Raw genomic sequence first — 25,179 nt, 5'->3', positions numbered from 1 at the left:
AAAATAAATAAGGGGGTATAATAGTAATGATTTGAATATTTTTTAGTTTATTTATAATGAATTATTTAAAGCCCTAAATAAAATTAATGAATTCCAATTCGAATGCTTATTTTTGCATTCTTATAAATTCGATTGAGATTAACAGTAATTGATATATGATACAAGAACCGAAAAGATATACGATTACAGCGGCTCTACCATACACTAACGGACCAATTCACATTGGACACTTAGCTGGTGTATATGTACCTGCTGATATTTATGCAAGATTCCTTCGCTTACAAGGAAAAGATGTAGCTTTTATATGTGGAAGTGATGAACACGGTGTAGCTATTTCTATGAAAGCGAAAAAAGAAGGTATTACTCCTCAACAAGTAATTGACAAATACAATGGTATTATCAAACAGTCGTTTGAGGATTTCGGTATCTCACTAGACAATTACTCACGTACTTCTTCTTCAATTCAGCACCAAACTGCTTCTGAGTTTTTTAAAAAACTTTATAATGAAGGTAAATTCATCGAGGAAGTAACAGAACAATTATATGATGAGAAAGCGGATCAGTTCTTAGCTGATCGTTTCGTAACAGGTACTTGTCCTAAGTGTGGTAATGAGGAAGCCTATGGAGACCAATGTGAAAAATGTGGTACTTCACTGAATGCTACTGACTTAATAAATCCTAAATCAACAATTACGGGTAGTAAACCTGTATTAAAATCGACAAAGCACTGGTTTTTACCGCTAGATCAATATGATAGTTTTTTGCGTGAGTGGATCTTGGAAGGGCACAAAAACGACTGGAAACCAAACGTATATGGCCAAGTGAAATCATGGTTAGAAGACGGGCTGAAACCACGTGCAGTTACACGTGATCTAGATTGGGGTATTCCTGTACCGGTAGAGGGTGCTGAAGGCAAAGTACTTTATGTATGGTTTGACGCTCCTATCGGATATATTTCTTCGACTAAAGAATGGGCTCAAAAAAAAGGTAAAGATTGGGAACCTTATTGGAAGTCTGATGACACAAAATTAGTACACTTTATTGGTAAAGATAATATTGTATTCCACTGCGTGATATTTCCAGCGATGTTGAAAGCGGAAGGTAGTTATATCCTTCCCGATAACGTACCTGCTAATGAATTCTTAAACTTAGAAGGCAACAAACTTTCTACCTCTAAGAATTGGGCAGTATGGCTTCACGAATACTTAGAAGACTTCCCTGGTAAACAAGATGTCTTACGTTATGCATTAACGTCTAATGCGCCTGAAACAAAAGATAATGACTTCACTTGGAAAGATTTCCAAGCAAGAAATAACAATGAGTTAGTAGCCATCTTTGGTAACTTTATCAACCGTGTGGTTGTATTGACAAATAAGTATTACAACGGAGTTGTTCCACAACCAAATGAATTCTCTGATGTCGATATAGCTACTTTGACTGAGCTTAGAGCTTACCCAAATGTGATTGGAAGTTCGGTAGAGCGCTATAGATTCAGAGAGGCATTGTCAGAGATGATGAATGTAGCTCGTTTGGGTAACAAATACCTTGCAGATGAAGAGCCTTGGAAATTAATCAAGGAGAATCCTGAAAGAGTAAAAACACAGATGTATATAGCTTTACAGATTGCTGCTGCATTGAGTACTTTGGCAGAACCATTCTTGCCTTTTACTGCAGATAAATTAAAATCTATCTTGAAGTTAGACACTCCTATTCAATGGAGTACGGTTTCTGAAGATAAAGTATTAATCTCTGCAGGACACACTATCGGACAAGCAGAGCTATTGTTTGCTAAGATAGAAGACGAAGAGGTGCAGAAACAATTAGACCGCTTAGAAGCGTCTAAAAAAGCAAATGCTGCAGCAGCTAAAGTAGTAGAGCCTCAGAAAGAGACTGCTACTTATGACGACTTCGCTAAGCTTGACCTTCGTGTAGGTACTATCGTAGAAGCGGAGAAGATGCCTAAAGCAAATAAGCTATTGGTGTTGAAAGTAGATACAGGTATAGATGTACGTACAATCGTATCAGGTATTGCAGAACACTTCAAACCTGAAGACATCATTGGCAAACGAGTAACTGTATTAGCGAACCTTGCTCCACGTGCTTTAAGAGGCGTTGAGAGTCAAGGAATGATCTTGATGACAGAAGACCAAGATGGTAAATTGGTATTTGTCAATCCAGATGAAGACAATGTAAAAAACGGAGCGACTATTAATTAGTCAATCAAGATATAAAAACACAAAAGGCAGACTTTGTATAAAGTTTGCCTTTTGTCTTTTTGGGGTGTTGAGTATGGGGTAAAAACAGTATCTTTAATTATCCATTTAAACTAATTACACTTTGTATAAATACAGCCGATACATATATGCTTTTATAGTAGGAGTATTTCTTTTACTTTGTTTTAAAAGACTCATAGGAGTTAATATATAGTACCTATAAAGAATATTTCTCAGCGGATTCTACTATTCCTCATTCCATTATTGCTTTTACAACTTATGAGAAAGTTTCTGCCTTAGTAACTTCAAGAGGAGTGGATTATGATAGGGAAATGCAATACTATCAAAAACCTGATAATAGTATCATTTTTCTACAGACACCCGATCAGAAAATAGTGCAATATTATACAGAATATGACAGTTATAACTTTTACAGAGAGGGAGAAACCGTAAACCTATATGTAGATAAACAGACTGGCAAACAATATATCTATGACACTAATAAACAAGTAGATGTACTAATTCAGCTTGCAGTATTACAGATCATACTTTATTTTGTAGGGATATTAACAGCTGTTCTTCAAGGACCTTTAAAAATATGGGGAGTCGTTGGTTTTCTATATGGTGTACGTTTACCTGCTTTTACAGGGTTATTCGTTCAGGAAGTCTATACCAATATAATTATCTACAACAACAATCCCACTAATAAGAATATTCCTATACACGCTGTATCAATAGCGATTTCTATTGTTTATCTTGTATTTCTTATAAAGTTAATCATGTATTATAGAGAGGCAAAAGCAAAACAGCTTACAAGAACTTTACAGAGTACGAAATAAACCAGTTGTCTATAGTTCACTCGCACTATTAAGTAACAACATATCTTCTGTAGTCAATGGTAAGTTAATACTGTTTAATAAGCTATTTAATTGCTGCTGAGTAGTTGCACTCACAATTGGTATGATTCGATACTCTTGAAACAATTGCCAAGCTATTGCTACTTCACTACACGTTACATTATGTCTCTGCGCTACAACTTTTATTGCATTTAAGATTCTTGTACCACGCTCACTAAAGTAATCTTTTAGCATTTCTTCTCGTGCAATTCCATAAGTATCCTCAATGGAATCATACTTCCCACTCAAAAAACCACTTGCCAAGGCAAAATAACTCATTACAGCTAACTTTTCCTTATCTACCAAAGGCTGATACTCTTGCTCGTACTTCGATCGATCATAAAGATTATATAAGGGTTGTAGTGCTATATACTCTGCCCAGCCTTTCGTACGAGCTATTGCATTACTCCGTTCAATGCGGTCAGCAGATAAATTAGACGCACCTAAATAGCGTACCTTACCGACCTTCACTAGGTGATTAAATGCCTCCATAGTTTCTTCTATAGGCGTATCCAAATCGTCGTGGTGTGAAAAATACAAATCAATATAATCCGTACGCAAACGCATTAAGGAAGCATCAACACCCTTAATGATTGACTCTTTTGACAAACTTCGTTCTACCTCTTGCATACTCCCCCCTACTTTTGTAGATAATACGACATCATGACGCTTCTTACTTTCTCTAAACCATTTACCTAGAATAGCTTCTGACTCACCCCCTCTATTTCCTGGAGCCCAATGAGAATAGTTATTCGCCGTATCTATAAACGTCAAATCGTTATCGTACAATGCATCGAGCATACGCATTGAAGCACGCTCATCTAGTGTCCAACCCAAAACATTACCTCCAAAACACAACTTCGGCACGTACAAGTCGGACTTACCTAATACATATTTTTCCATTTCTAATACTTAAAAAATAAAAATACTAAAAAAGGAGACCGTAATGGCCTCCTTCTTTTATATTCATGTATAACTCTGATTAGAAGTTATAACGTAATGTAACATTCCAAGTTCTTCCTGTTCCAAACCATACATCATTTTTCGTATCAATACCTTTCCAAGTATTTTTAGTTTTATCACTTGTATGAATAGATGTATTTGACTCAGCAATATAAGTAGTATCAAAAACATTATTAACATTAGCTCTAACTACTACCGAATTTTGTTTATCCTTTCCAACTTTCATTGTATAAGTCATCCCTAAATCGAATAAATTAAAGCTTGGTAATTTTAATGCTCCTTGATTATCCTTTTCTGACATATTTCGAATATCTATACTCGAATACAATTTATCAACAAAACGATAACCAGCATCAAACTTAAGACCTTCTACAACCTCGTAATCAGCACCTAAAGAAGCCATTAACTGAGCTGACTCTCCAACTTTTGCACCATCTAGATACAGGTCATACACTACTGGGTTACCTTGGTTATCTGTAATAACTTGATTTGTATCTCTATCTAACAAAGATACATTCTTTACATCTTTCGTATATTTCCAATCTCCATAAGAGAATGCACCAAAAAAGGTAAGTTGATTTGTTGGTCTAAGTGTAAAATCTAATTCTACTCCTTGATGAAGCTGAGAAAGACCATTTAACTGTACATTACCTTGATAATCTATTCCATCAAGAGTTACTTTAGTAGATTTTCTCTCAATACGGTCTTCCCAAGAAGTTCTGTACAAGTTCACATTAGCGTTAAACAAAGCAGAGCGGTATCCATAACCTAATTCAATACCAAAGATTTTTTCATTCATTAAATCTGGATTCAACTGGTTTGTATTGTTGATATACACTCCATTAAAGAAAGGTTGTTTTGAGTAATACCCAACATTACCAAAAACATTGTGATGCTCGTCAATATTGTAATTAACTCCCCCTTTAACATTTCCTCCAACTATTGATTTCCAAGAAGTTTTTGCTTGTTGCTTCCATGCTGGTAAATCATTTCCTTTATTATCAACAAGCCTTCCATCCTGAACAAAACCGTCAATACGTTGAAAATCTTGATTAGAAACAGCTCCTTGAATAAAAGCTGTAAAATTATCATTTGAATATTCTAATTGCGCAAAACCTCCGTACCAACGAACATTTCCATCGTTACTATAAGCTACAATACTTTCATTGTTTTTTGGAGCCCAAGGATTATAACTTACTTTAGACCCATAACTTTGTGTTACGATGTACCCCTCCTTATCATAGTTTAAGTTTCCTGTTTCTTGGTAACCATCTGCTCCAAGGAAATCAGAAACGTTTCTAAAGTGATATCCTTTATATGTACGTGCATCAACACCAAAGTCAAGTGTCAAATTTTCCGTTAACTTTTTGTTCAAATTAAGGATTGTTCCATACCAGTTGTGTGAATTCACAGAATTAATTTTTGTAATTCCAGAATAACCATTGTTTATACCATCTGATTTTATACTTCCTCCAAAAGCATTACTTCTACCTGAGTTATAAGCTACGAAATCATCCATTCTTAATTGACCATCTGCACCTAAAACGTCCTCTGGGTTGCGGGTAATTGGTTTACCATGTTTATCAACCTCTCCTGTTTCAACTTTACCTCTCATTGAACCACCACCTCCACGGCCCCAAGAACCGTATACTACAGCGCTAAAGTTAGTAGTTTCGTTGATTTTCCAATCATAGTTTAAAGACATTACTGGTTTGTGATAATAGTTTTCTTTACCATTATACATTTTACCATTAAGGTATCCCCAGTCTTTATTATAACGAATATTTGGATCCCCATTATTTCCTTGAGCTATATACTCATCGATTGAAATATAAGTAGAACGCTGTCCGTGTGTTTGAGGTGCTCCTGTAAAAGTAAACTGAATATTGTGTTTAGCATCTTTAGATTGATATCCTAAACCAACGAAATAATTACTACCTTCAAAATTAGTCCCTTGTGCGTAACCATCTCCTCTAGTGTAACCTAGTAAAACAGATGCCGATAAACCATTTTCAAGAATACCTGTATTATAAGAAGCTAATCCTTTAAAGTAATCATTGTTACCTACTCCGGCAGAAAGCGAACCTCCTTGACGAGCATCAGCTGTACGAGTTAATACGTTAATCGTACCTCCTACAGAAGAAATAGCTAATTTTGATGATCCCAATCCACGTTGTACTTGCATCGCTGTAGTTACATCAGAAAGACCAGCCCAGTTTGACCAATACACAGAAGAGTTCTCCATATCGTTAACAGGCATACCGTTAATCATAACAGCAATGTTCTTTTGATCAAATCCACGGATATTAATTTTAGAATCACCAAATCCACCACCACCTTTAGAAGTATACACAGATGGAGTTGTGTTTAAAATTTCAGGAAATTCTTGAGAACCAAGTTTTTCTTGAATTGCAGCAGCTTTAATAGTAGATACAGCTACTGGTGTCTTACGGTCTTTTGCTACATCAGCAACTCCCATAATTACAATGTCATCCAGCATATTTTCATCTGCGTTCAGAACGATTGTACCTAAATTAATTTTGTTATCTGCTCCTACTTTGAATGGAACAGTTTTTGTTTTAAATCCAATGAACGAGATTGTAATCTCTCCAGTGTCTTTTGAAACATTTAACTCAAAGTTTCCGTCAACTCCAGTTGATGTACCATTTTGAGTTCCCTTAACTAGTACGGTTGAACCTGGTAAGCTTTGCTTAAACTCATGATCAACTACAATACCTGTTACTTTGTGTTGTGAAAATGCAGATGCTGACGTCAGTACTACTACGCAAGATAGCATCCAGTTCTTCAAATTTCTCATTGTAAAAGTGTAAGTGATAAATTATTTTTTCGCAACAAATGTACGAAATCATCTAATTTCTATGTTAAGTCAAGATTAACTTTAACTTTTTTCCTTTACAATCCCGATGCTGAAATGCTATTCAGATAAATAATAATCAAGTAAAAAGCTTGTTGAGCTATCGTGTTTACTGACTTTCTTCGTTTTTATTTCATTTTGTATATTCTTTGCCAAAACTTTGCCATACTCAACTCCAAATTGATCAAAGCTGAAAATATTCCAAATTATCCCTTGAACAAAGGTCTTATGTTCATAAATAGCGATGATTTTCCCTAAGGTATCCGGTGTTAGTTTCTCAAAAAGCATCGTATTCGTCGGTTTATTACCTTCAAAATCTCTAAAGTTCTTAAGCATATCCAACTCATCCGCACTTTGTCGTGATCCGCGTTTACCGTTCAACAAAGCTTCTGTTTGTCCAAAAAAATTAGACATCAAAATGTCATGATTCGTTTTATCTTTCGGGAAATAAGGCTTCTTAAACCCTATAAAGTCAATCGGAACGACCTTTGTCCCTTGATGAAATAATTGAAAAAAAGCATGTTGAGCCGTTGCTCCTACTTCACCCCAAATCAATGTTCCTGTCTGATAATTTACTGGGATTCCTTCCCTATTTTTATCTTTACCATTACTCTCCATAATCATCTGTTGCAAATGTGCAGGTAGACTTTTTAATAGAGAACTATAAGGAACTACAGCTTCTGTCTCATATTGGTAAAAGTTATTATACCAAATACTCAACAGGGCTAAAATCACTGGTATATTTTTATCAAAAGCTTCTTCTTGAAAGTGCACATCTAATTTATAGGCTCCTTTCAACAAATCTTCAAAATGGTCATATCCTAATGCTAACGCAATGGATAATCCCACAGAACTCCACAATGAAAAACGACCTCCTATAAAGTCCCACATCGGAAATATATTCTCTGCTTTCACTCCAAAAGCAATGGCTTCACTTGGCGCAGAACTAACAGCGACAAGATGCTTGCTTATCTCACCTTTCAACTGACTATCCAACCATGCTTTTATGTGCTTTGCATTTTCAATAGTCTCTTGGGTAGTAAAAGTCTTCGAAACAACTAATACCAAGGTAGTTTCAGGATTTAATCGATTTAAAAGAGGAAATAAATAGTCATCATCAATATTCGAAATAAAGTGAACGTTTAAGTGATTTTTGTAATTAGCCAGAGCCTCAACCACCATTTTAGGACCTAAGTCAGATCCTCCTATACCAATATTAATCACATCTGTAAAAGGCTTTCCTGTCGCTCCTACATATTGACCTGACTCTACTTGGCTAGTAAAATCTTTAATTTTCTGTCTAGTTTTAACAACCTCATCACTCACACAAAACCCTCCATCTAGAATAGTCTTATGTCCAGAGAATGAACGTGCAGCTGTATGTAACACGGCGCGATCTTCTGTAACATTAATCTTTGAACCACAAATCAACTTATCAATAGCCTCCTTCAACTTCACTTCTTCTGCTAATTCCAATAGTAAATTCAGAGTCTCTGAAGTAATTTTGTTTTTAGAAAAATCCAACAACAGTGAGTCCCATAAAATATGAAACTCTTCTGCTCGTTTACTATTACTGGCAAACAAGTCTTGCATCTGCACAAACTCCATCACCTTGAAATGTTCTTTTAATTTCTTCCAAGCGGCTGTCTTCGATGGATTAACATTCTCTAACATGTATACTATTCTTGTGAAAATTTAGTAAGGATAACTTTATCTAATTCTTGCTTCAAAGGTACAACATGTTCTTTAAATGCTGGTATATCTTTTTTATCCATTGGCGAAGATGTTGGAAGTATCTGAGAAAGAGGATCTACCTGTACCCCATTCTTCCAAAAACGGTAACATACGTGTGGCCCTGTTGCCAAACCTGTACTACCAACCAAACCTATTGTTTGTCCTTGATCAACGTATTGACCTACCTTTACTAAAATTTTTGACATATGCAGATACTGTGTAGAATAGGTACCATTGTGTCTAACCTTCACGTAGTTTCCATTTCCAGCAGTATATCCAGCTCTCTCAACTACTCCAGAGGCAGTCGACATAATTGGCGTGCCCGAAGGAGCAGCATAGTCTGTTCCATTATGTGCCTTCCATCTTTTTTGTACTGGATGGAAACGTTTCTTTGTATAACGAGAGGTAATTCTAAAGAATTTAAGCGGTGCCTTTAAAAACATACTCTTCATCGGACGCCCTTCTTCATCATAGTAATCTATCCCTTTAGCTCCAGGTCGTTGATAAGGAAATGAATACAAATCTTTTCCACGATAATTAAAATAAGCTGCATCAATCTTAGATATACCTACATAGACTGTATCATTGATATACTTCTCTTCAATAGTAACTGCAAAGCGATCCTCTGGTTGAAGCTTAAAGAAATCAATAGACCATGCAAAAATCTGAGACATACGCGTCGCTAATGATTGATCAACCCCTTCATTGTGCAAACTATTCGACAGCGAACCATCAATCTTAGATGCTATCGTACGACGTTTAATCGTCACTGGGTAAGTAATCGTATAAGCTGTAATCGAATCTCTCAAGTCGATTACCTGATATCCTGAAATATTAGGGTGATAGATGAATGCTGCTAATTTATCTGGATTGTCTTTATACTTTACCAAGGAATAAGGTTGACCAATGCGCATTCCTCTTACATTAATACTGTCCTTCACACGAGTGACAATATTGTAAACTTGGGTTGCGTCAAGATGATTCTCTCCAAATATTTTACCTAGATTATCTCCACTTTTTAATGTATCATCGACAACCTCATAATCCTTTAAACTAAACCCATATAACTCAGCTACTACCTCATCGATATTTTCTGTAGCATCTTTTTCTTCTATAATTACTTCCTCTGGTTTATCCTTACAACTGTATAGTGATGCAAGCAATAAAAATCCACATATAATTCGCTTCAAAACTTATTCTTTTTTCAACTTGATTAATAGTTAACTTCCCCAATTCTCAATTTCCTCAGCACTCCACAGTTCTGGAAAGAATATTCTCTTCTGATATTTTGGCAGCATATATTTCTTCCAATCACTTCCTCCTGTAGCCTCACTTGATCCTTCTGGCCCTTCCAAATACTTCAACGCAGCATTGTAATGCCCCATCACCCAAGTAACATTAACCGTGTAATCATAATACCTCATCGCTTCCACTAGAGACGGGGTCTCTCTAATTTCAGATGGCAATTCCACAAATTTCTGCCATAAATTTGTTTTTTCATAATCTTTCATGGCATTAATAAAAACTTTTTTATACTTCTTCTCAAACTGAGTCAACAAATATGACTTCTCTCCAGTCTTATAGTCTTTCCCAGCTGCTTGCCAATACATAAAATCTAACGCTTCTTCCTCAGAAATATTTTCAGACAGCGTATTTTTATAGCGAATATCTATCAGATTTTTCCAATCCGTTGATCCAAACTCAATCAAACGATATTGAGCACTTTGAAATCCACTAGCTGGAGTCAGTGTTGTCCGAAATTGCATATACTGTTCTCTCTCCATTCCATCACCCATAATATCAAAAGAAGAGGTCAACATATCAAAATAACGCGTTATTCGCTGAAGACGCCCTGTGAAAAATGCTGCTGTTATTTGCTCTTGCTCTCCTATCTGATCGATCTCCCATAAGATCATTTTAAACAGCAACTCGTTGACTTGATGATAAAGAATAAAAACCATTTCATCTTTTACCACTGTTCGCTGGGTTTGCAAAGACAACAATCCATCAACATTGATATAATCCCAATACGTCAAAGGCTTAGCGTGAAGCAATCCTTCCAAATAAGTATCTGTATTTTGATTCATAGCATCAAACTTATCGTGCAATGCCTTTACAATATCTTGTTCTTTCATAAATTCACTTATTTAATAATCGATAAATTAGACACCAACCCTTTATACTCTTCCAAGTCAGCCTTTAGAGATCCTACAGCCAAACTAGCTTTGATGCGCAAAGGCACTTTATTCGAATCCGCAGACACCCAAACAGTCAAACTTTCCTGCTCTTTGAATACGCGTCCAGCCATCACATAAGGTCTAAATTTCATTGCCTTTACCTTGCCAAAAGCAGTTTTCAGAGTCTCTTCTCCTAAATATTTTAACTTAAACTGAAATACCTCTCCATCGAAAAACATATCTATTTCTATAGACTCATTCTTCTTTAATTCATTCAATTTTGGATATTTCCGCAAATAATAAAATGCTGACACAATATCCTGAACATCTTTTACTATCGGATATTTCTTCTCTGTCGATTTTTCGTAATCTTTAACCAGCACTTGTTGTTGTTTGTAATCAAAAAAACCTTCTTGATTCTTGGTATACCCTCCTTCATCGATCTTGCGAATAAAGCGATGAGGAATTACAGCTCCTTTCTCAAAATAACTCTGATAATCGTCGTACACCTTAAAAAACAACTTAGGTACTCCTGTGGTATACCCGACTCCCTTAGCATGATAAACTGGAATACCATTCTGAGTTGTTTCAGACAGCTGCAAAGTAGCAATACCAGCATTTAAAACACCATAACTTACACGGAATTTTAAAAACTCTCCTGATTCAAAAGCTTTAATTTGTTTTTGGGCAGAAACCTCTCCGAAGGAAAGGAATAAAAGTAGAAGTAAAAATAGTTTTTTCATAGCTGGTTCTAATTTTATTCAAAAATAACAAACAAAAAAACCCAGCCAAATAAATGACTGAGTTTTTATGCTATTAACCAACCAAAAAACTATAAATTATGAAAAATTTATTACACTCAAATAAAGCTTATGACGACCTTATTTTTGCGAGTGCAAATGTATAGCTTTTTCTTTAACAAATCAACTGCTAAATGCTTTTAACTTGTTTTTAACTCAATGGTTGATTCTGAATGGCTTTTTAAGTTTTAATTAACTGAATTCTAAAGCGTTCCTCTTTTTTCTTGTTCACGCTCAATCGACTCAAACAAGGCTTTAAAGTTACCCGCTCCAAAACCACGAGCTCCCATTCGTTGAATAATTTCAAAGAATAAAGTCGGGCGATCCTCTACAGGCTTAGTAAAAATTTGCAACAAATACCCTTCTTCATCAGCATCAATCATAATACCTAATTTTTGCAACTCTGAAATATCTTCTTTCATCATGTCCATGTGTACACCCAAACGAGATGGAATCATATCGTAATACGCTTGAGGAGGTGCTGAGAGAAACTCCACCCCTCTACTTTTCATCGCAGCTACTGTCTTTATAATATCATCTGTTGCTACAGCAATATGCTGTACTCCAGGCCCATTATAGAAATCTAAATACTCTTCTACTTGGGATTTTTTCTTTCCTTCTGCAGGCTCATTGATTGGAAACTTAATACGACCGTTGCCATTTGACATTACTTTACTCATTAATGCAGAGTACTCAGTGTTAATCTGTTTGTCGTCAAAAGACAAAAAGTTCACAAACCCCATCACATCTTCATACCACTTTACCCAAGTATTCATTTCATTCCATCCCACATTACCTACCATATGATCAACATACTTCAAACCTACTGATGAAGGATTATAATCACTCTCCCACTTTACAAAGCCAGGTAAAAATACTCCGTTGTAATTCTTGCGCTCAACGAACATATGAACTGTCTCTCCATAAGTATATACACCAGCGCGAACTGTCTCTCCAAATTCATCTTGCTCTACCACAGGTTCCATATATGACTTCGCTCCACGACTCGTCGTCTCCTGATAGGCTGCTCGAGCATCTTCTACCCATAAAGCAACTACTTTGACTCCATCTCCGTGTTTTACAATATGATCATTTAACGAAGACTCTGCTGTCAAGGGTGTCGTCAATACGATGCGTATTTTATCCTGTACCAAAACATACGATGCACGATCCCTAACACCTGTTTCCAATCCAGCATAAGCTAAAGACTGAAATCCAAATGCTGTTTTATAAAAGTGAGCTGCTTGCTTTGCATTACCCACAATAAATTCAATATAATCTGTTCCTAGAAGTGGCAAGAAGTCTTGAGCTCCCTCAAATATCTTCTCTAAGCCAAACTCTACGGATTTGACTTCTTTACTCATAATTTATAGTTTTTAAAGTTGTTGTATAGAACTAGTGGTCTAACCAAGATTGATAGTACGTTTCATCAGCAATTCCCATAGCTTCTTCTGTCACCAACAAAGGCTTAAAAGTATCCACCATGACAGCTAACTCTTCTGTACTTACTTTCCCTATAGAGCGCTCTACCGCTCCCGGGTGTGGCCCATGTGGTATTCCTGCAGGATGTAGTGATATATGCCCGGCAGCGATATCATTACGACTCATAAAATCTCCATCAACGTAATACAACACCTCATCACTATCTATATTAGAGTGATTATAAGGAGCAGGAATAGCGTGTGGATGATAGTCATAAAGTCGCGGCACAAAAGAACAAACGACAAACGCATCTGTTTCAAAAGTTTGATGTACTGGAGGCGGTTGGTGTATTCTTCCAGTAATCGGTTCAAAATCATGGATAGATAGCGCATAAGGATAATTATACCCATCATATCCCACTACATCAAAAGGATGTGTAGCATAAATCATATCGAAAATCTCATCTTGCTTACGTACTTTAATCAGAAAGTCGCCTTTCTCATCATGTGTTTCCAGCTGTTCAGGTCTTCGAATATCGCGTTCACAAAATGGCGAATGCTCTAATAATTGTCCAAACCAATTGCGGTATCGCTTTGGCGTATACATCGGTCTCTTAGATTCTACGATAAACAGTCGATTATCTTCTGTTTCAAAATCGATCTTATAAATAATTCCTCTTGGTATCAATAGATAATCCCCATACTGAAACTTCAAATTGCCCAGCATCGTGCGTAACGTTCCCGTCCCACGATGAACAAAAATCAATTCATCTGAATCTGTATTCTTATAGAAATAATCCGTAGTTGATTGTGTTGGAGCAGCCAACACAATAGTACAATCATTATTGGTCAGCACAGCCTTACGGCTTTTTAAAAAGTCAGCTTCACGCTTAACTTCAAAACCGCGAAAGCGATAAGACTGAATATTATTTGATTTAGCGATTTTCGGTGCAACACTATATTGTCCTAAAATCTTTTTGACTTGAGTCGGTCGATGTACATGATACATATTGGTTGACATTCCATCAAACCCAATTGTACCGAATAATTGCTCATAATACAAATCGCCATTTTCCTTGCGGAAAATAGTGTGACGCTTAGGAGGAATTTTTCCTAATTGATGATAAAAAGGCATACTTAATTATATTTTTTGGGTTGGTAATAGATAATATAAAATAAGTCATTCTCTCATTCAGGATTTCTCTTGATGAGGAATTTTAAATAAGCCAATAAACCATTCCACGCTGTTTTCATAATGTCACAAATATCGAAATAAATTTATATTATGCAAATTTTAAACAAAATATTCTTTACGAATAAACAAAATACCTTACTTAATAATGATAAATAATCAAACATTTTATATGCACGCATACTAGATGTATAGCTTCCAAACCAATGAGTAACCTATTTACTGCAAAAAAAATCCAACTACTCTTACTGACCACCCGTATTAATGGAAATATCAATTCAACTCTTTCCATTAATTTACTTATAGTAACGTGAAATATAGTTTACGCTCCTTGACCAATGCGTGCAGTATGCTTGAAGTTTTCTTGCCAAGAACCCCCTTCTGGGCAAGTAAAGTGCACGCATACTGCACTTATAGCTAAACCTTGGCAACAAACGAGTAAAAAAATTGACTTCATTATCCTGTATTTTCTACCATTATCAAAACTACGAACCCTAAAAATCTAACACATCTAACACCTCTGTGTAATCAAAAAATGGCTTTTACCTTCCTTAAACTACGACTCATCAACAAAGCGCTTTACAAATCAAATAAAAAAACCGATTAAAAACATATTGTTTTAATCGGTTCGTATTCAAATATATAAAAAATATTTTAACTTATTCGTTTTAAGCACAAAGTCAAATTAAAACCAAAACCCTACAGAAAACATACTATACGTACGACCTGTTTCTGGAGAATAACTAAACTTAGCTTCAATAGGACCCAAAAGCGTCTGCATTCCATATCCTAAAGCATAACCCGAATATTTAACTCGGGAAAACCAATTGGCCTGAGTAAATATATCTTCACCAACATTGGCGTAATTAGCAGTTATATTAATATGGTGCTTTTTGAAAATTTCATAATCTAACGTTAAGACTCCCATGATAAAAGAATCCCCTCCTACACTTAACCAATCATAACCGTGAAAAGGAATGATGTTATCTCGTTCTGCAAATCCAAAACCACCCAAGGCATACCCAAACCCAAAACTCGGCAAGCGTCCTACTACAGCACCTAATCTAGATTTCATATCTATTGAAAACTTATCTGTTATTGATTTTGCATAACCAATCTGTCCGGTAATCGTCGAAAAGTTGTCAAAATTTTTGTTATAGTCACTTGAAGCAAAAAAGTTTTTATACTCTCCTTTTAACATAAAACCATTACGCGGAAAATACTTATTGTCATACGTATCTATTGTCACATTAGCAAACCCACCAAAATAATGACCTGCGTCGAAACGAGGCTGATCCATCTTCAGAGTCTTACTTGTGATGTCTAAATAACGATGCTCAATACCGATATTAAACAGATATTTTTGTTGATAAAAAGTCTGAAAATAAATGTGATTTTCTAAATCGGCATACTCTACATTAAACTTACTTGGTGCGTCTGTAATTGATAAGTCTCCACCAGTTGCAGCAACGATTATTTCGTATGGTAAATCTTTACTAAACTTATTAAACCTTGAATTTACTCCAACACTCCAGTAAAATCCATTATCCACAAAATAATTGAAATTATAACGTACATTGTCCCCAAGTGCCAAATCAAAAGAAGCCACATCACTCTTCATGAAAAGCTTCTTTTGAGTCAAATTCACTAAAGCCGCAGCCTTATACAACCCATCGTAATGCAACCCTAACTTCAAGTAACGGTGTATAGGATTTTCGACTAAATCCAACTCCATATCATCGCCAGACCCCGTCTCACTCTCATGAAATTTATAGGAAATACTACTAAAGTTCTCTGTACCGTTCAACTTTGTAATACCTTCTGATAATTGGTTATAAGAAACCTTATGAAAAGGCTTAAACCCTAACTTACCATGTATATAACGCTGGGTATATTTGCTCAATCCACTGATATGAATATTTTTAACGGATAGAGAATCATGAAACTTGGTCACATAATGTTCTTCTGAGACATTCGGTGTACCACCTATTTCGCGCAACTGATCAATTACCTTCTCAGCAGCTTCTTCCCCTCGCTTGATGATCACATCACCGGAATCAAAAGACACAACAGAATATCCCGTAATATCAGGCTTGATATAAACATCTGTAAATGGCTTTTTTTCATTCATCTGTCTAATAGTCGAGAAATTCGATATTTGTAAGAGTAAATCAGGAGCACCTTGCATCTCATCAGCTGTCTTGAGTCCATCTTGTACATCAACGCCAATAACGATATCAGCCCCCATCTCTTTCAGTTCGTGCAATGGATAATTATTCACTACCCCACCATCAATTAAGTATCGTCCATCAATCTCTACTGGAGCAAATAATGATGGAAAAGCACCACTCGCTAAAATTGCTTGAGGTAGATATCCTTTATTTAAAACAACCCCTTTCCCGGTCTCAACGTCGGTAGCTATACACAGGAAAGGAATCTCTAATTCATTAAAATCCCTGACATGACGTACATGAGCCAACAACGTATTCATGAGATTATAATTATACATTCCTCTAGATAATGCTTTCGGGAAACCAAGTTTAAAGCCATTGAAAGGCAACGTCAAAGCATAGATTTCATCATTCTTTTTTTCGTAAAATGACTTCGAAATACGCGGTATATAGTCTCTAATTAAAGCAGATACTTCAATCGAATTGAAAATTGAATCTAATTCATTCGCAGTGTAACCTGAAGAATATAGTCCCCCCACTATAGCCCCCATACTAGTACCCGCTACATAGTCAACTTTCACGCCTTCTCGCTCTAGCACTTTTAACACACCAATGTGCGCTAGTCCTTTTGCCCCCCCTCCACTCAGAACAAGTCCAACCTTAGGACGCTGTGCGGAGGCTTCTTTTTCTTGGGCATGTACACCAAGAGCAACAAGCATTACCACAATAAAAGTTATATATAGTTTTTTCATGATTCACTCTTTTTTAACGCTAATTTAATTTAAAATATTCAATTATAATCTTTGATTTAGCTTTTCCTATAACTTTTTCTAAATCATCTAATGAAGCTTCTTTAATGCGTTTAACCGACTTAAAGTGATTCATCAAAGACAATTTTGTTTTTTCTCCTATACCAGGAATAGTATCGAGTACACTCGTAATAGCATTTTTACTGCGTTGATTGCGATGAAAAGTCAAACCAAAACGGTGAGCTTCATCTCTTAACTGAATGATCACTTTCATCGTCTCAGATCGCTTATCTATATACATTGGCACACTATCTCCAGGAAAATAAATATCCTCTAAACGCTCTGCCAAACTAATAATAGGAACCTTTCCCCTTAACCCTAGCTTTTCTAAACTCTTAAGCGCAACTCCTAACTGTCCTTTTCCACCATCTACTATAATTAAATCAGGTAATGGGGCTTGCTCTTCTACAAGTCGCTTATATCGACGATATACGACTTCTTCCATCGTGTCATAATCATTTGGTCCCTCAACAGTTTTGACATTAAAATGTCGATAATCCTTTTTACTAGGTTTACCATCGCGAAACACTACACAAGCCGATACAGGATTTGTACCTTGAATATTTGAGTTGTCAAAACACTCAATGTACCGAGGCTCATGCGGCAACCTTAAATCCTTCTTCATCTGCTGCATAATCCTATTGACATGGCGCTCTGGATCAACAATTTTCATTTGTTTCATTAAATCCACACGGTAAAACTTTGCATTTCGAATAGACAACTCTAGCAATTGTTTCTTATCGCCAAGCTTAGGAACAGTAACCTTTATCCCTTCGGGCACTTCTATTTCAAATGGTACAATGATTTCCTTTGAATTTAAGTGAAAACGCTCTCTCATCTCTACAATCGCTAATTCTAACAATTCTACATCTGTCTCGTCTAACTTCTTCTTCAGTTCCATAGTATGAGAACGAATAATAGAACCATAGGAAACTTGCAAGAAATTGACATAAGCAGCAGATTCATCAGAAATAATACTGAATACATCAACATTGCTAATCTTTGAATTTACAATGGTAGATTTCGCCTGATAGTTCTCTAATAAGTCTATCTTCTCCTTGATCTTCTGAGCTTCTTCAAACTCCATCTCTGAGGCCAATTCCATCATATAATTTTTAAACCCTTTTAGACTCTCCTTAAAGTTCCCTTTAAGAATATCTCTAATAGCTAAAATTTTTTGCTCATACTGTAACTCTGTCTCGTAAGCCTCACAAGGTCCACTACAGTTATTTATGTGATATTCGAGACAAACCTTAAACTTACCAGCGCGTATATTGCTCGTGGTCAAGTCAAGTGTACACGTACGCAAAGGATATAACTCTTTGATCAGATCAATTAAAGTATGAACTGTCTTAATATTGGTATATGGACCAAAATATTCAGAACCGTCTTTCACCATACGGCGCGTCATAAATACCCGTGGAAAAGGTTCTTTTTTAATACAAATCCAAGGATAACTCTTATCGTCTTTAAGTAATACATTATAACGAGGCTGAAACTTCTTAATCAAGTTATTCTCCAGCAACAAAGCATCAGTCTCTGTAGGTACAACGATATGTTTAATCGTAACAATTTTTTTGACCAATACATTCGTCTTGGCATTGTCGTGTACTTTATTAAAATAAGAACTAACTCTTTTCTTTAAGTTCTTAGCCTTTCCAACGTAGAGTATTTTATCGTCTTTATCATAATATTGATAAACCCCTGGTTGGTCAGGTAATGTTTGTATTTGTATCGCTAAAGAAGGTGAAACCTGCATAATCATATAATATTCAAACAAAAATAAACTATCTAATTCACTATTCAAGTTTCCTGACCCATTAAAAATGAAACTATTACTTGTAAAAACAACAACCCACAAAATAAATACAACAAGTTCAAAACAACACAGATGACACACGTCACACTTTCAATAACTAACAGATTTAAAAACAAAGCTAATAGTCATGAAAAAAGGTACGTCTTTTGCGATAAACAATGAACAATCGTTCAAAAAGATTTAATATCTTCACTTTTTAAAAAATGCTGCTGTCATGAAAATATTAGATGAAACAATACACCCTGGTGAAACAAAAACACTCAACTTAGAAATCGCAAGACTGCATACCGCAACTAAGTTAAAGATCCCTGTAATCGTATCAAGAGCTAAGCAAGAAGGCCCTACGGTACTATTATCCGCAGGACTTCACGGAGATGAAATCAACGGGGTAGATATCGTCAGACAAATCGTACACCAGCGCATCAATATACCGAAAAGAGGAACAATCATCTGTATTCCAGTTATAAACATATTTGGATTTATCAATCAAAGCCGTGAATTTCCAGACGGACGAGACATGAATCGCGTCTTTCCAGGAAGCAAGTCAGGCTCATTAGCCGGTCGATTTGCTCATCATTTACTAAAACACATAATCCCTTATGTGGATTATGCTATAGACTTTCACGCTGGAGGACAAAGCAGATTCAACGCACCCCAACTTCGAATCGCTCCAGGTATTGACGAATTAGAAAACCTAGCAAAGATATTTCACCCACCTTTTTTATTGTATTCTGCTCAAATCTCAGGTTCATTCAGAAATGCTTGTGCAAAACTAGGTGTGAAAATGTTACTTTTTGAAGGAGGGAAGTCAATGGACATTAACAAAGAAGTATCAACGATGGGGGTAGAAGGAACGAAGCGTTTCCTCCGTTCATTCGATATGCTAAGAAACGAATTCAATGTAAAAGAGGAAGAAAAAGAGATGATTACCATCATTAATTCACAATGGGTACGATCAAAACGTTCAGGATTGCTACACGATCAAGTAGAGATAGGCACATTTGTAGAAAAAGGCAGTACTTTAGCAGAAATATCAGACCCTTATGGCGCAGAAAACGTAGCGATCAAGGCACCGTGTAGTGGATACATCATCAATGTAAATGACGCACCTATAACCTTCCAAGGAGATGCTGTTTTTCATATTTCAAAAACATTAAAATAATGGACAAAGCTAGCTTACGTAAAAAATACAAAACACTAAGAGATCAACTTTCCGAGGAAGCTATAGACAACTTTAGCTTAGACATCGCTAACCAAGCATTACAACTTCCGATTTGGGAAAAGACTAACTACCATCTTTTTCTAACAATAGCGAACAAAAAAGAAATAGACACAGAATACTTGTTACAAGTATTAGCAGGTAAAGACAAGAACATTATCATTTCAAAGTCAGACTTTGAATCAGGGGAACTGACACACTATTTATTGACAGACAATACACGCTTAAAACTCAATAACTACGGCATTCCAGAACCTATAGATGGAATTCAAATCCAAGAAAGTCAACTTGAAGTTGTATTTGTACCACTACTTGCCTATGACCGAAAAGGAAATCGCATAGGTTATGGAAAGGGATTCTACGATCGCTTTTTAGCAAAGTGTAAACCTGAAACTATAAAAGTAGGATTAAGCTTCTTTTGTCCCGAAACAGAAATTACGGATATATACGAAGGTGACTTCCCTTTAGACTATTGTATAACACCTTCTAAAGTTTACACTTTTTAAAAGAATCGTTACAAAAAAACAATTCATCTTGTGTTTTTGACCATTCAGTATATTCATGCTAGGGATAAAAAAATTATTTCTTAAGTTTAGAAAAAATTAAACCCTAATGATCAAAAACACAATCACATTACTAGCACTTACGCTAATAACTACGGCATGGGGACAAGATAAAGCGAAGTTTTTATCTTCCCCTTCTTTAAGTCCAGATGGACAAACAGCCTACTTCACCTACAATGGAGATATTTGGCAAGTACCTACACAAGGCGGTGAAGCCTTACGACTTACAGCTCTGGAAGGAGAAGCTACTAATCCAAGAGTATCACCTGATGGACAATGGATAGCATTTACATCAACACAATACGGCAACAAAGATGTATTTGTAATGCCATTAACAGGTGGCAAAATAATTCAACTGACCTATCACCAAGCCAATGAAGAAATGGAAAGTTGGAGCTGGGATAGCAAAAAAATATATTTTACTACAAACGCCTATAACAATTTTGCTTCATTTGAGATAAGCAGAGATGGTGGTACCCCTACGCCATTATTTACAAACTATTTTAACTACACCAATGGTTTAGTGACAACACCTAATGGCGAATATTTATTCACTAGTTCAATGGAAAGTGCTAATCAAACAGCGCGTAAACGATACAAAGGGGAAAATAATCCTGATATCCTTGGATACAATCCAAAAACAAACACATTTAAGTCACATACTACCTACAACGGTAAAGATTTCAATCCTACTGTTGACCGAGAAGGTAATATCTATTTCATCTCTGATGAAAACAATGGCAACTATAATTTATACACAATCAAAGACGGTGTAAAAACAGCACTAACATCATTTGATACATCAATCAAGACGCCATATGCAGCAGCTGATGGTAGTAAAGTTATCTTTGAAAAAGACTATGAATTATACCTATACAATACAGCGTCAAACACATCTGAAAAGTTGGCGGTCAATATCCATACTAACACAGCTATCGAAAAACAACAAGCCTATGACATTGACAAAAACATAAGTGCCTTTGACGTAGCCTTTGACGATAAAAAAATTGCTTTTGTAAGTCGCGGTATTCTTTTCGTGTCAGATATTGAAGGAAAATTCATTCAGCAGATCACAGATGGAAAAGAACGTGTCATGGAAGTAAAATGGCTTAAAGATAACCAGACGGTTCTATTTAGCCAGACTTACCAAGGGTATCAAAACTGGTACAAAGTAAAAACCAATGGCACAGAAAAACCTCAACAAATAACAAAGGACCACAGAAATAACCGCGACTTAGTCTTAAATGAAGAGGGCAACAAGGCCGTCTATATAAGTGGACGAGATGAAGTACGATTACTTGACTTAAAAACATTTGTATCGACTACATTAGTAAAAGATGAAATATGGGCTTTTCAAAACTCTGCGCCATCGTTCTCTCCAGATGATCAATATGTATTATTCACTGCTAAGCGAAACTTTGAAGATGACATCTTTATTCACCATATAGAGAAGAGGGAAACGATTAATCTAACAAATACAGGTGTCGCTGAATCTAACCCCATATGGTCTCCAAACGGAAAGCATATCTATTTTACAAGTGATCGATTCAATCCATCATACCCACTAGGCGCACAAAACCCAAAAATCTACCGATTGGCATTGGATTGGTATAGTGAGCCATTCCGTTCAGACGAATACACTAAACTATTCAAAGAAGAAAAAACGGCAGAAACTGATTTAAAAAAGCGCAAAAAAAACAAACAGAAAGCTACTGATAAAGAGAACAAAGAAAAATCTACACAAAAAACAATTAATGTAAATACTGTGGATATTCTTGATCGCATAGAGTTAGTCAGTGATCGCTTTGGAAACCAACGTGCCCCTATTGTATTTAAAGATGATAACAAAGAGTATGTTTATTACTTATCAAACCAAGAAAATGGCAAATCAGCATTATACCGCAAAATATACGAGCCGTTTGAGGAAGAAAAAACAGAAAAAGTAAATGACTTACAAGTATGGGACATCGTCAAAAAGGAAAAAAACTTATACGCACTGAGTAAAGGAGATATCTATAAATTTTCATTATCTAAAAGCAATGCTGAAAAAATAGTTTTCAAATATTCGTTTACGAAAAACTTAACAGATGAATTTAACCAGATGTATTATGAGACTTGGGCAGGAGTAGAAGAAAACTTCTATGATGAAAACTTCCATGGAATCGATTGGTTTAAAACAAAAGAAGACTTTGCAAAACAATTGCCATACGTAACACAAAGAGGCGATTTACGCGTGCTTCTTAACGATATGCTAGGTGAGTTAGGCTCGTCTCATTTAGGCTTCTCTACGAGAGGTAATGACGAAAAAACCGACTATAAAGCTATCACTTACGAGACAGGACTTGTATTCAACACAAACAATCCTTATCAAGTAGATCGTATTGTACGTAAATCTCCTGTCTTCGCAAGAAAAACTAATATTCAAGTTGGAGATGAATTAATAAAGGTTAATGGTATCAAAGTGGAGGCTTCAAAGAATAGAGACCAATACTTTACCTTCCCTAATAAACAAGAAGAACTTGCCTTAACTTTTAACAGAGCAGGCAAAGAGCATACTGTAAAGTTACATCCTATATCGTATAATTCTTTCAAAGGTTTGCTATATGATGAATGGATTTACAATAACAAACAACGTGTCGATCAACTAAGCGACAATAGAATAGTCTATACTTACATGAAAAACATGACGACAAGTGAATTAGACACATTTCTACTAGATATGGTAGCTCAAGAAAATCAAAAAGAAGGAGTAATACTAGACTTGAGATACAATACTGGCGGTAACGTACACGATAAAGTGCTAAACTTCCTTTCTCAACGTCCTTATTTAAAGTGGAAGTACAGAGAAGGTAAATATGCGATTCAAAGTAACTTTACTCCTAGTGGAAAACCAATTGTACTATTAATCAACGAAGCGTCTTTAAGTGATGCTGAAATGACAGCAGCAGGGTTCAAAGCCCTAAAACTGGGAACTATTATAGGTCAAGAGACTTACCGATGGATAATATTTACTTCAGGAAAATCATTAGTTGATGGTTCAAATTATAGATTACCTGCTTGGGGTACATATACACTAGATAATCAAAACTTAGAAAAAACAGGAGTGGCTCCAGACATATATGTCAAGAATACATTCCTTGATCGTCTGAACGATAAAGACCCTCAACTAGAAAGGGCAATACAAGAAATTTTAAAAGTTTTAAAATAATGAACAAAAAAAGCGCTTCCGTAATAGAAGCGCTTTTTGTTTATTTTAGTTTTTAAATATTTTCTTATTGAATACAATCAAAATTCCAACACCAACAGAGATAGCAACATCTGCTAAATTGAAAATAGCATTGAAAAAAGTAAAATACTTTCCACCCCAAATAGGCAACCATTCAGGCAAAGTTCCTCTCCATATAGGAAAATAAAACATATCTACTACTTTACCGTGAAACCAAGTACCATAAGGCTCGTCAGAAAACAATGTTGCAATCTGAGAAGGAGTACTTTCACTAAAAATTACGCCATAAAAGACAGAGTCTAAAATATTGCCAATTGCTCCAGCTAAAATCAATGCGATCGAAATGATTAGATAATTCGATTGCTTTTTTCGAACAGAGTCCCTTAACCACCAGAATATCCCACAAACAGCTACAATACGAAAAAGAGTGAGTGCTAGTTTACCATACATACCAGGTAATGCAACTCCCCATGCCATGCCTTCATTCTCTATAAAATGAATTCTAAACCAGTCAAACACTAAGACGTAATCATCATATAAAAAATTAGTCTTTATATAAATCTTTAACCACTGGTCTAAAATCAATATGACCAATACAAGTATACCTGCTTTCTTTAATGACATTTTTCAAATTTTACTTGACAAATGTAAATTAATTTAAGATATAAAAAAAACGCTCAATATTTGAGCGTTTTAAATTTAATAAACATTAACGTTGCATATTTTTTGCTTCAATACTCATTGTCGCATGAGGAACTAACTTCAATCGTTCTTTATCGATTAGCTTTCCTGTCACTTTACAAATACCGTATGTCTTATTTTCAATACGGATTAAAGCATTCTTCAAATCTCTAATAAACTTCTCTTGACGAATAGCTAATTGAGAGTTTGCCTCTTTTGACATTGTTTCACTTCCTTCTTCAAAGGCTTTAAACGTTGGTGACGTATCATCTGTACCATTGTTCAAATCGTTCATATAAGCACTTTTAATCAAATCTAAGTCTGCTTTTGCTTTCACGATTTTCGCCTGAATAAGCTCTCTGAACTCCGCTAAATCTGCATCAGAGTAGCGTACTAATTCACCTGCTTCTTTCATAATTT

General features: G+C 35.7%; 18 protein-coding genes. 5 read left to right on the top strand and 13 right to left on the bottom strand.

Going from position 1 to position 25,179, the window contains the following annotated elements:
• The first annotated feature begins 155 nt into the window (after nt 1–155).
• Together metG and GJV77_RS03180 are read left to right on the top strand one after the other, a co-directional pair.
• Nucleotides 156–2,216 carry a methionine--tRNA ligase gene (metG, locus tag GJV77_RS03185; protein WP_155034905.1) on the top strand — a complete coding sequence of 687 codons (2,061 nt, stop codon included), beginning with the start codon at nt 156–158 and terminating at the stop codon, nt 2,214–2,216.
• Between the two features lie 311 nt (nt 2,217–2,527).
• On the top strand, nt 2,528–3,052 hold the full coding sequence (locus GJV77_RS03180) for a hypothetical protein (RefSeq protein WP_155034904.1): 525 nt from the start codon (nt 2,528–2,530) through the stop codon (nt 3,050–3,052).
• A gap of 9 nt (nt 3,053–3,061) precedes the next feature.
• On the opposite strand, the gene GJV77_RS03175 is transcribed toward GJV77_RS03180, so the two are convergent.
• From GJV77_RS03175 to uvrC, 11 genes are all read right to left on the bottom strand, one after another.
• Nucleotides 3,062–4,012 (bottom strand): aldo/keto reductase, encoded by a 951-nt coding sequence (locus GJV77_RS03175; protein WP_155034903.1) that lies wholly within the window; start codon nt 4,010–4,012, stop codon nt 3,062–3,064.
• Nucleotides 4,013–4,091: 79 nt separating this feature from the next.
• Nucleotides 4,092–6,890: a TonB-dependent receptor gene (locus GJV77_RS03170; protein ID WP_162521553.1), complete on the bottom strand. Its 2,799-nt coding sequence runs from the start codon at nt 6,888–6,890 to the stop codon at nt 4,092–4,094.
• Nucleotides 6,891–7,007: 117 nt separating this feature from the next.
• Nucleotides 7,008–8,621: a glucose-6-phosphate isomerase gene (pgi, locus tag GJV77_RS03165; protein ID WP_155034902.1), complete on the bottom strand. Its 1,614-nt coding sequence runs from the start codon at nt 8,619–8,621 to the stop codon at nt 7,008–7,010.
• 5 nt (nt 8,622–8,626) lie between these two features.
• Entirely contained in the window at nt 8,627–9,871 is a 1,245-nt protein-coding gene (locus GJV77_RS03160; RefSeq protein ID WP_155034901.1) for a M23 family metallopeptidase, read from the bottom strand.
• A gap of 30 nt (nt 9,872–9,901) precedes the next feature.
• On the bottom strand, nt 9,902–10,768 hold the full coding sequence (locus GJV77_RS03155) for a tryptophan 2,3-dioxygenase family protein (protein WP_377087749.1): 867 nt from the start codon (nt 10,766–10,768) through the stop codon (nt 9,902–9,904).
• Nucleotides 10,769–10,824: 56 nt separating this feature from the next.
• Nucleotides 10,825–11,601 carry a DUF3108 domain-containing protein gene (locus GJV77_RS03150; protein WP_155034899.1) on the bottom strand — a complete coding sequence of 259 codons (777 nt, stop codon included), beginning with the start codon at nt 11,599–11,601 and terminating at the stop codon, nt 10,825–10,827.
• A 260-nt stretch (nt 11,602–11,861) separates the two neighbouring features.
• Nucleotides 11,862–13,022, bottom strand: a complete 1,161-nt coding sequence (gene hppD / locus GJV77_RS03145; RefSeq protein ID WP_155034898.1) for a 4-hydroxyphenylpyruvate dioxygenase — start codon at nt 13,020–13,022, stop codon at nt 11,862–11,864.
• A 31-nt stretch (nt 13,023–13,053) separates the two neighbouring features.
• Complete coding sequence (locus GJV77_RS03140) at nt 13,054–14,214, bottom strand: homogentisate 1,2-dioxygenase (protein ID WP_155034897.1); 1,161 nt, start codon at nt 14,212–14,214, stop codon at nt 13,054–13,056.
• 379 nt (nt 14,215–14,593) lie between these two features.
• A complete protein-coding gene (locus GJV77_RS15005; protein ID WP_262885833.1) occupies nt 14,594–14,728 on the bottom strand; it encodes a hypothetical protein in 135 nt (44 codons plus the stop codon).
• A gap of 228 nt (nt 14,729–14,956) precedes the next feature.
• A complete protein-coding gene (locus GJV77_RS03135) occupies nt 14,957–17,194 on the bottom strand; it encodes a patatin-like phospholipase family protein (protein WP_155034896.1) in 2,238 nt (745 codons plus the stop codon).
• Between the two features lie 19 nt (nt 17,195–17,213).
• A complete protein-coding gene (gene uvrC, locus GJV77_RS03130; protein WP_155034895.1) occupies nt 17,214–19,010 on the bottom strand; it encodes an excinuclease ABC subunit UvrC in 1,797 nt (598 codons plus the stop codon).
• 274 nt (nt 19,011–19,284) lie between these two features.
• Between uvrC and GJV77_RS03125 the strand changes: the two genes are divergently transcribed.
• The 3 genes from GJV77_RS03125 to GJV77_RS03115 all read left to right on the top strand — a co-directional run bounded on the left by GJV77_RS03125 (nt 19,285) and on the right by GJV77_RS03115 (nt 24,060).
• Nucleotides 19,285–20,232: a succinylglutamate desuccinylase/aspartoacylase family protein gene (locus GJV77_RS03125; RefSeq protein ID WP_155034894.1), complete on the top strand. Its 948-nt coding sequence runs from the start codon at nt 19,285–19,287 to the stop codon at nt 20,230–20,232.
• Nucleotides 20,232–20,795, top strand: a complete 564-nt coding sequence (locus tag GJV77_RS03120; protein ID WP_155034893.1) for a 5-formyltetrahydrofolate cyclo-ligase — start codon at nt 20,232–20,234, stop codon at nt 20,793–20,795. Before GJV77_RS03125 ends, GJV77_RS03120 begins: the two co-directional genes overlap by 1 nt.
• Nucleotides 20,796–20,901: 106 nt before the next feature.
• Nucleotides 20,902–24,060, top strand: coding sequence for a S41 family peptidase (locus tag GJV77_RS03115; protein WP_155034892.1), 3,159 nt, complete (start codon nt 20,902–20,904; stop codon nt 24,058–24,060).
• 45 nt (nt 24,061–24,105) lie between these two features.
• On the opposite strand, the gene GJV77_RS03110 is transcribed toward GJV77_RS03115, so the two are convergent.
• On the bottom strand, nt 24,106–24,702 hold the full coding sequence (locus tag GJV77_RS03110; RefSeq protein ID WP_155034891.1) for a lipoprotein signal peptidase: 597 nt from the start codon (nt 24,700–24,702) through the stop codon (nt 24,106–24,108).
• Nucleotides 24,703–24,787: 85 nt separating this feature from the next.
• Entirely contained in the window at nt 24,788–25,174 is a 387-nt protein-coding gene (locus GJV77_RS03105; protein ID WP_155034890.1) for a TraR/DksA family transcriptional regulator, read from the bottom strand.
• Nucleotides 25,175–25,179: the final 5 nt, after the last annotated feature.

This window comes from Myroides pelagicus (assembly GCF_009711055.1).
In the GTDB taxonomy this organism is placed as follows: Bacteria; Bacteroidota; Bacteroidia; order Flavobacteriales; family Flavobacteriaceae; genus Flavobacterium; species Flavobacterium pelagicum.
Note: the sequence above shows the minus strand (reverse complement) of the source record. Positions and strands in the feature narration are given on the sequence as shown.

Coding starts and splice junctions, on each gene's coding strand:
- GJV77_RS03155 (WP_377087749.1), bottom strand. CDS start 10,768: ATGAATCAAAATACAGATACTTATTTGGAAGGATTGCTTCACGCTAAG.
- GJV77_RS03110 (WP_155034891.1), bottom strand. CDS start 24,702: ATGTCATTAAAGAAAGCAGGTATACTTGTATTGGTCATATTGATTTTA.
- GJV77_RS03150 (WP_155034899.1), bottom strand. CDS start 11,601: ATGAAAAAACTATTTTTACTTCTACTTTTATTCCTTTCCTTCGGAGAG.
- pgi (WP_155034902.1), bottom strand. CDS start 8,621: ATGTTAGAGAATGTTAATCCATCGAAGACAGCCGCTTGGAAGAAATTA.
- uvrC (WP_155034895.1), bottom strand. CDS start 19,010: ATGCAGGTTTCACCTTCTTTAGCGATACAAATACAAACATTACCTGAC.
- GJV77_RS03115 (WP_155034892.1), top strand. CDS start 20,902: ATGATCAAAAACACAATCACATTACTAGCACTTACGCTAATAACTACG.
- metG (WP_155034905.1), top strand. CDS start 156: ATGATACAAGAACCGAAAAGATATACGATTACAGCGGCTCTACCATAC.
- GJV77_RS03135 (WP_155034896.1), bottom strand. CDS start 17,194: ATGAAAAAACTATATATAACTTTTATTGTGGTAATGCTTGTTGCTCTT.
- GJV77_RS15005 (WP_262885833.1), bottom strand. CDS start 14,728: ATGAAGTCAATTTTTTTACTCGTTTGTTGCCAAGGTTTAGCTATAAGT.
- GJV77_RS03140 (WP_155034897.1), bottom strand. CDS start 14,214: ATGCCTTTTTATCATCAATTAGGAAAAATTCCTCCTAAGCGTCACACT.
- GJV77_RS03125 (WP_155034894.1), top strand. CDS start 19,285: ATGAAAATATTAGATGAAACAATACACCCTGGTGAAACAAAAACACTC.
- hppD (WP_155034898.1), bottom strand. CDS start 13,022: ATGAGTAAAGAAGTCAAATCCGTAGAGTTTGGCTTAGAGAAGATATTT.
- GJV77_RS03120 (WP_155034893.1), top strand. CDS start 20,232: ATGGACAAAGCTAGCTTACGTAAAAAATACAAAACACTAAGAGATCAA.
- GJV77_RS03170 (WP_162521553.1), bottom strand. CDS start 6,890: ATGAGAAATTTGAAGAACTGGATGCTATCTTGCGTAGTAGTACTGACG.
- GJV77_RS03105 (WP_155034890.1), bottom strand. CDS start 25,174: ATGAAAGAAGCAGGTGAATTAGTACGCTACTCTGATGCAGATTTAGCG.
- GJV77_RS03175 (WP_155034903.1), bottom strand. CDS start 4,012: ATGGAAAAATATGTATTAGGTAAGTCCGACTTGTACGTGCCGAAGTTG.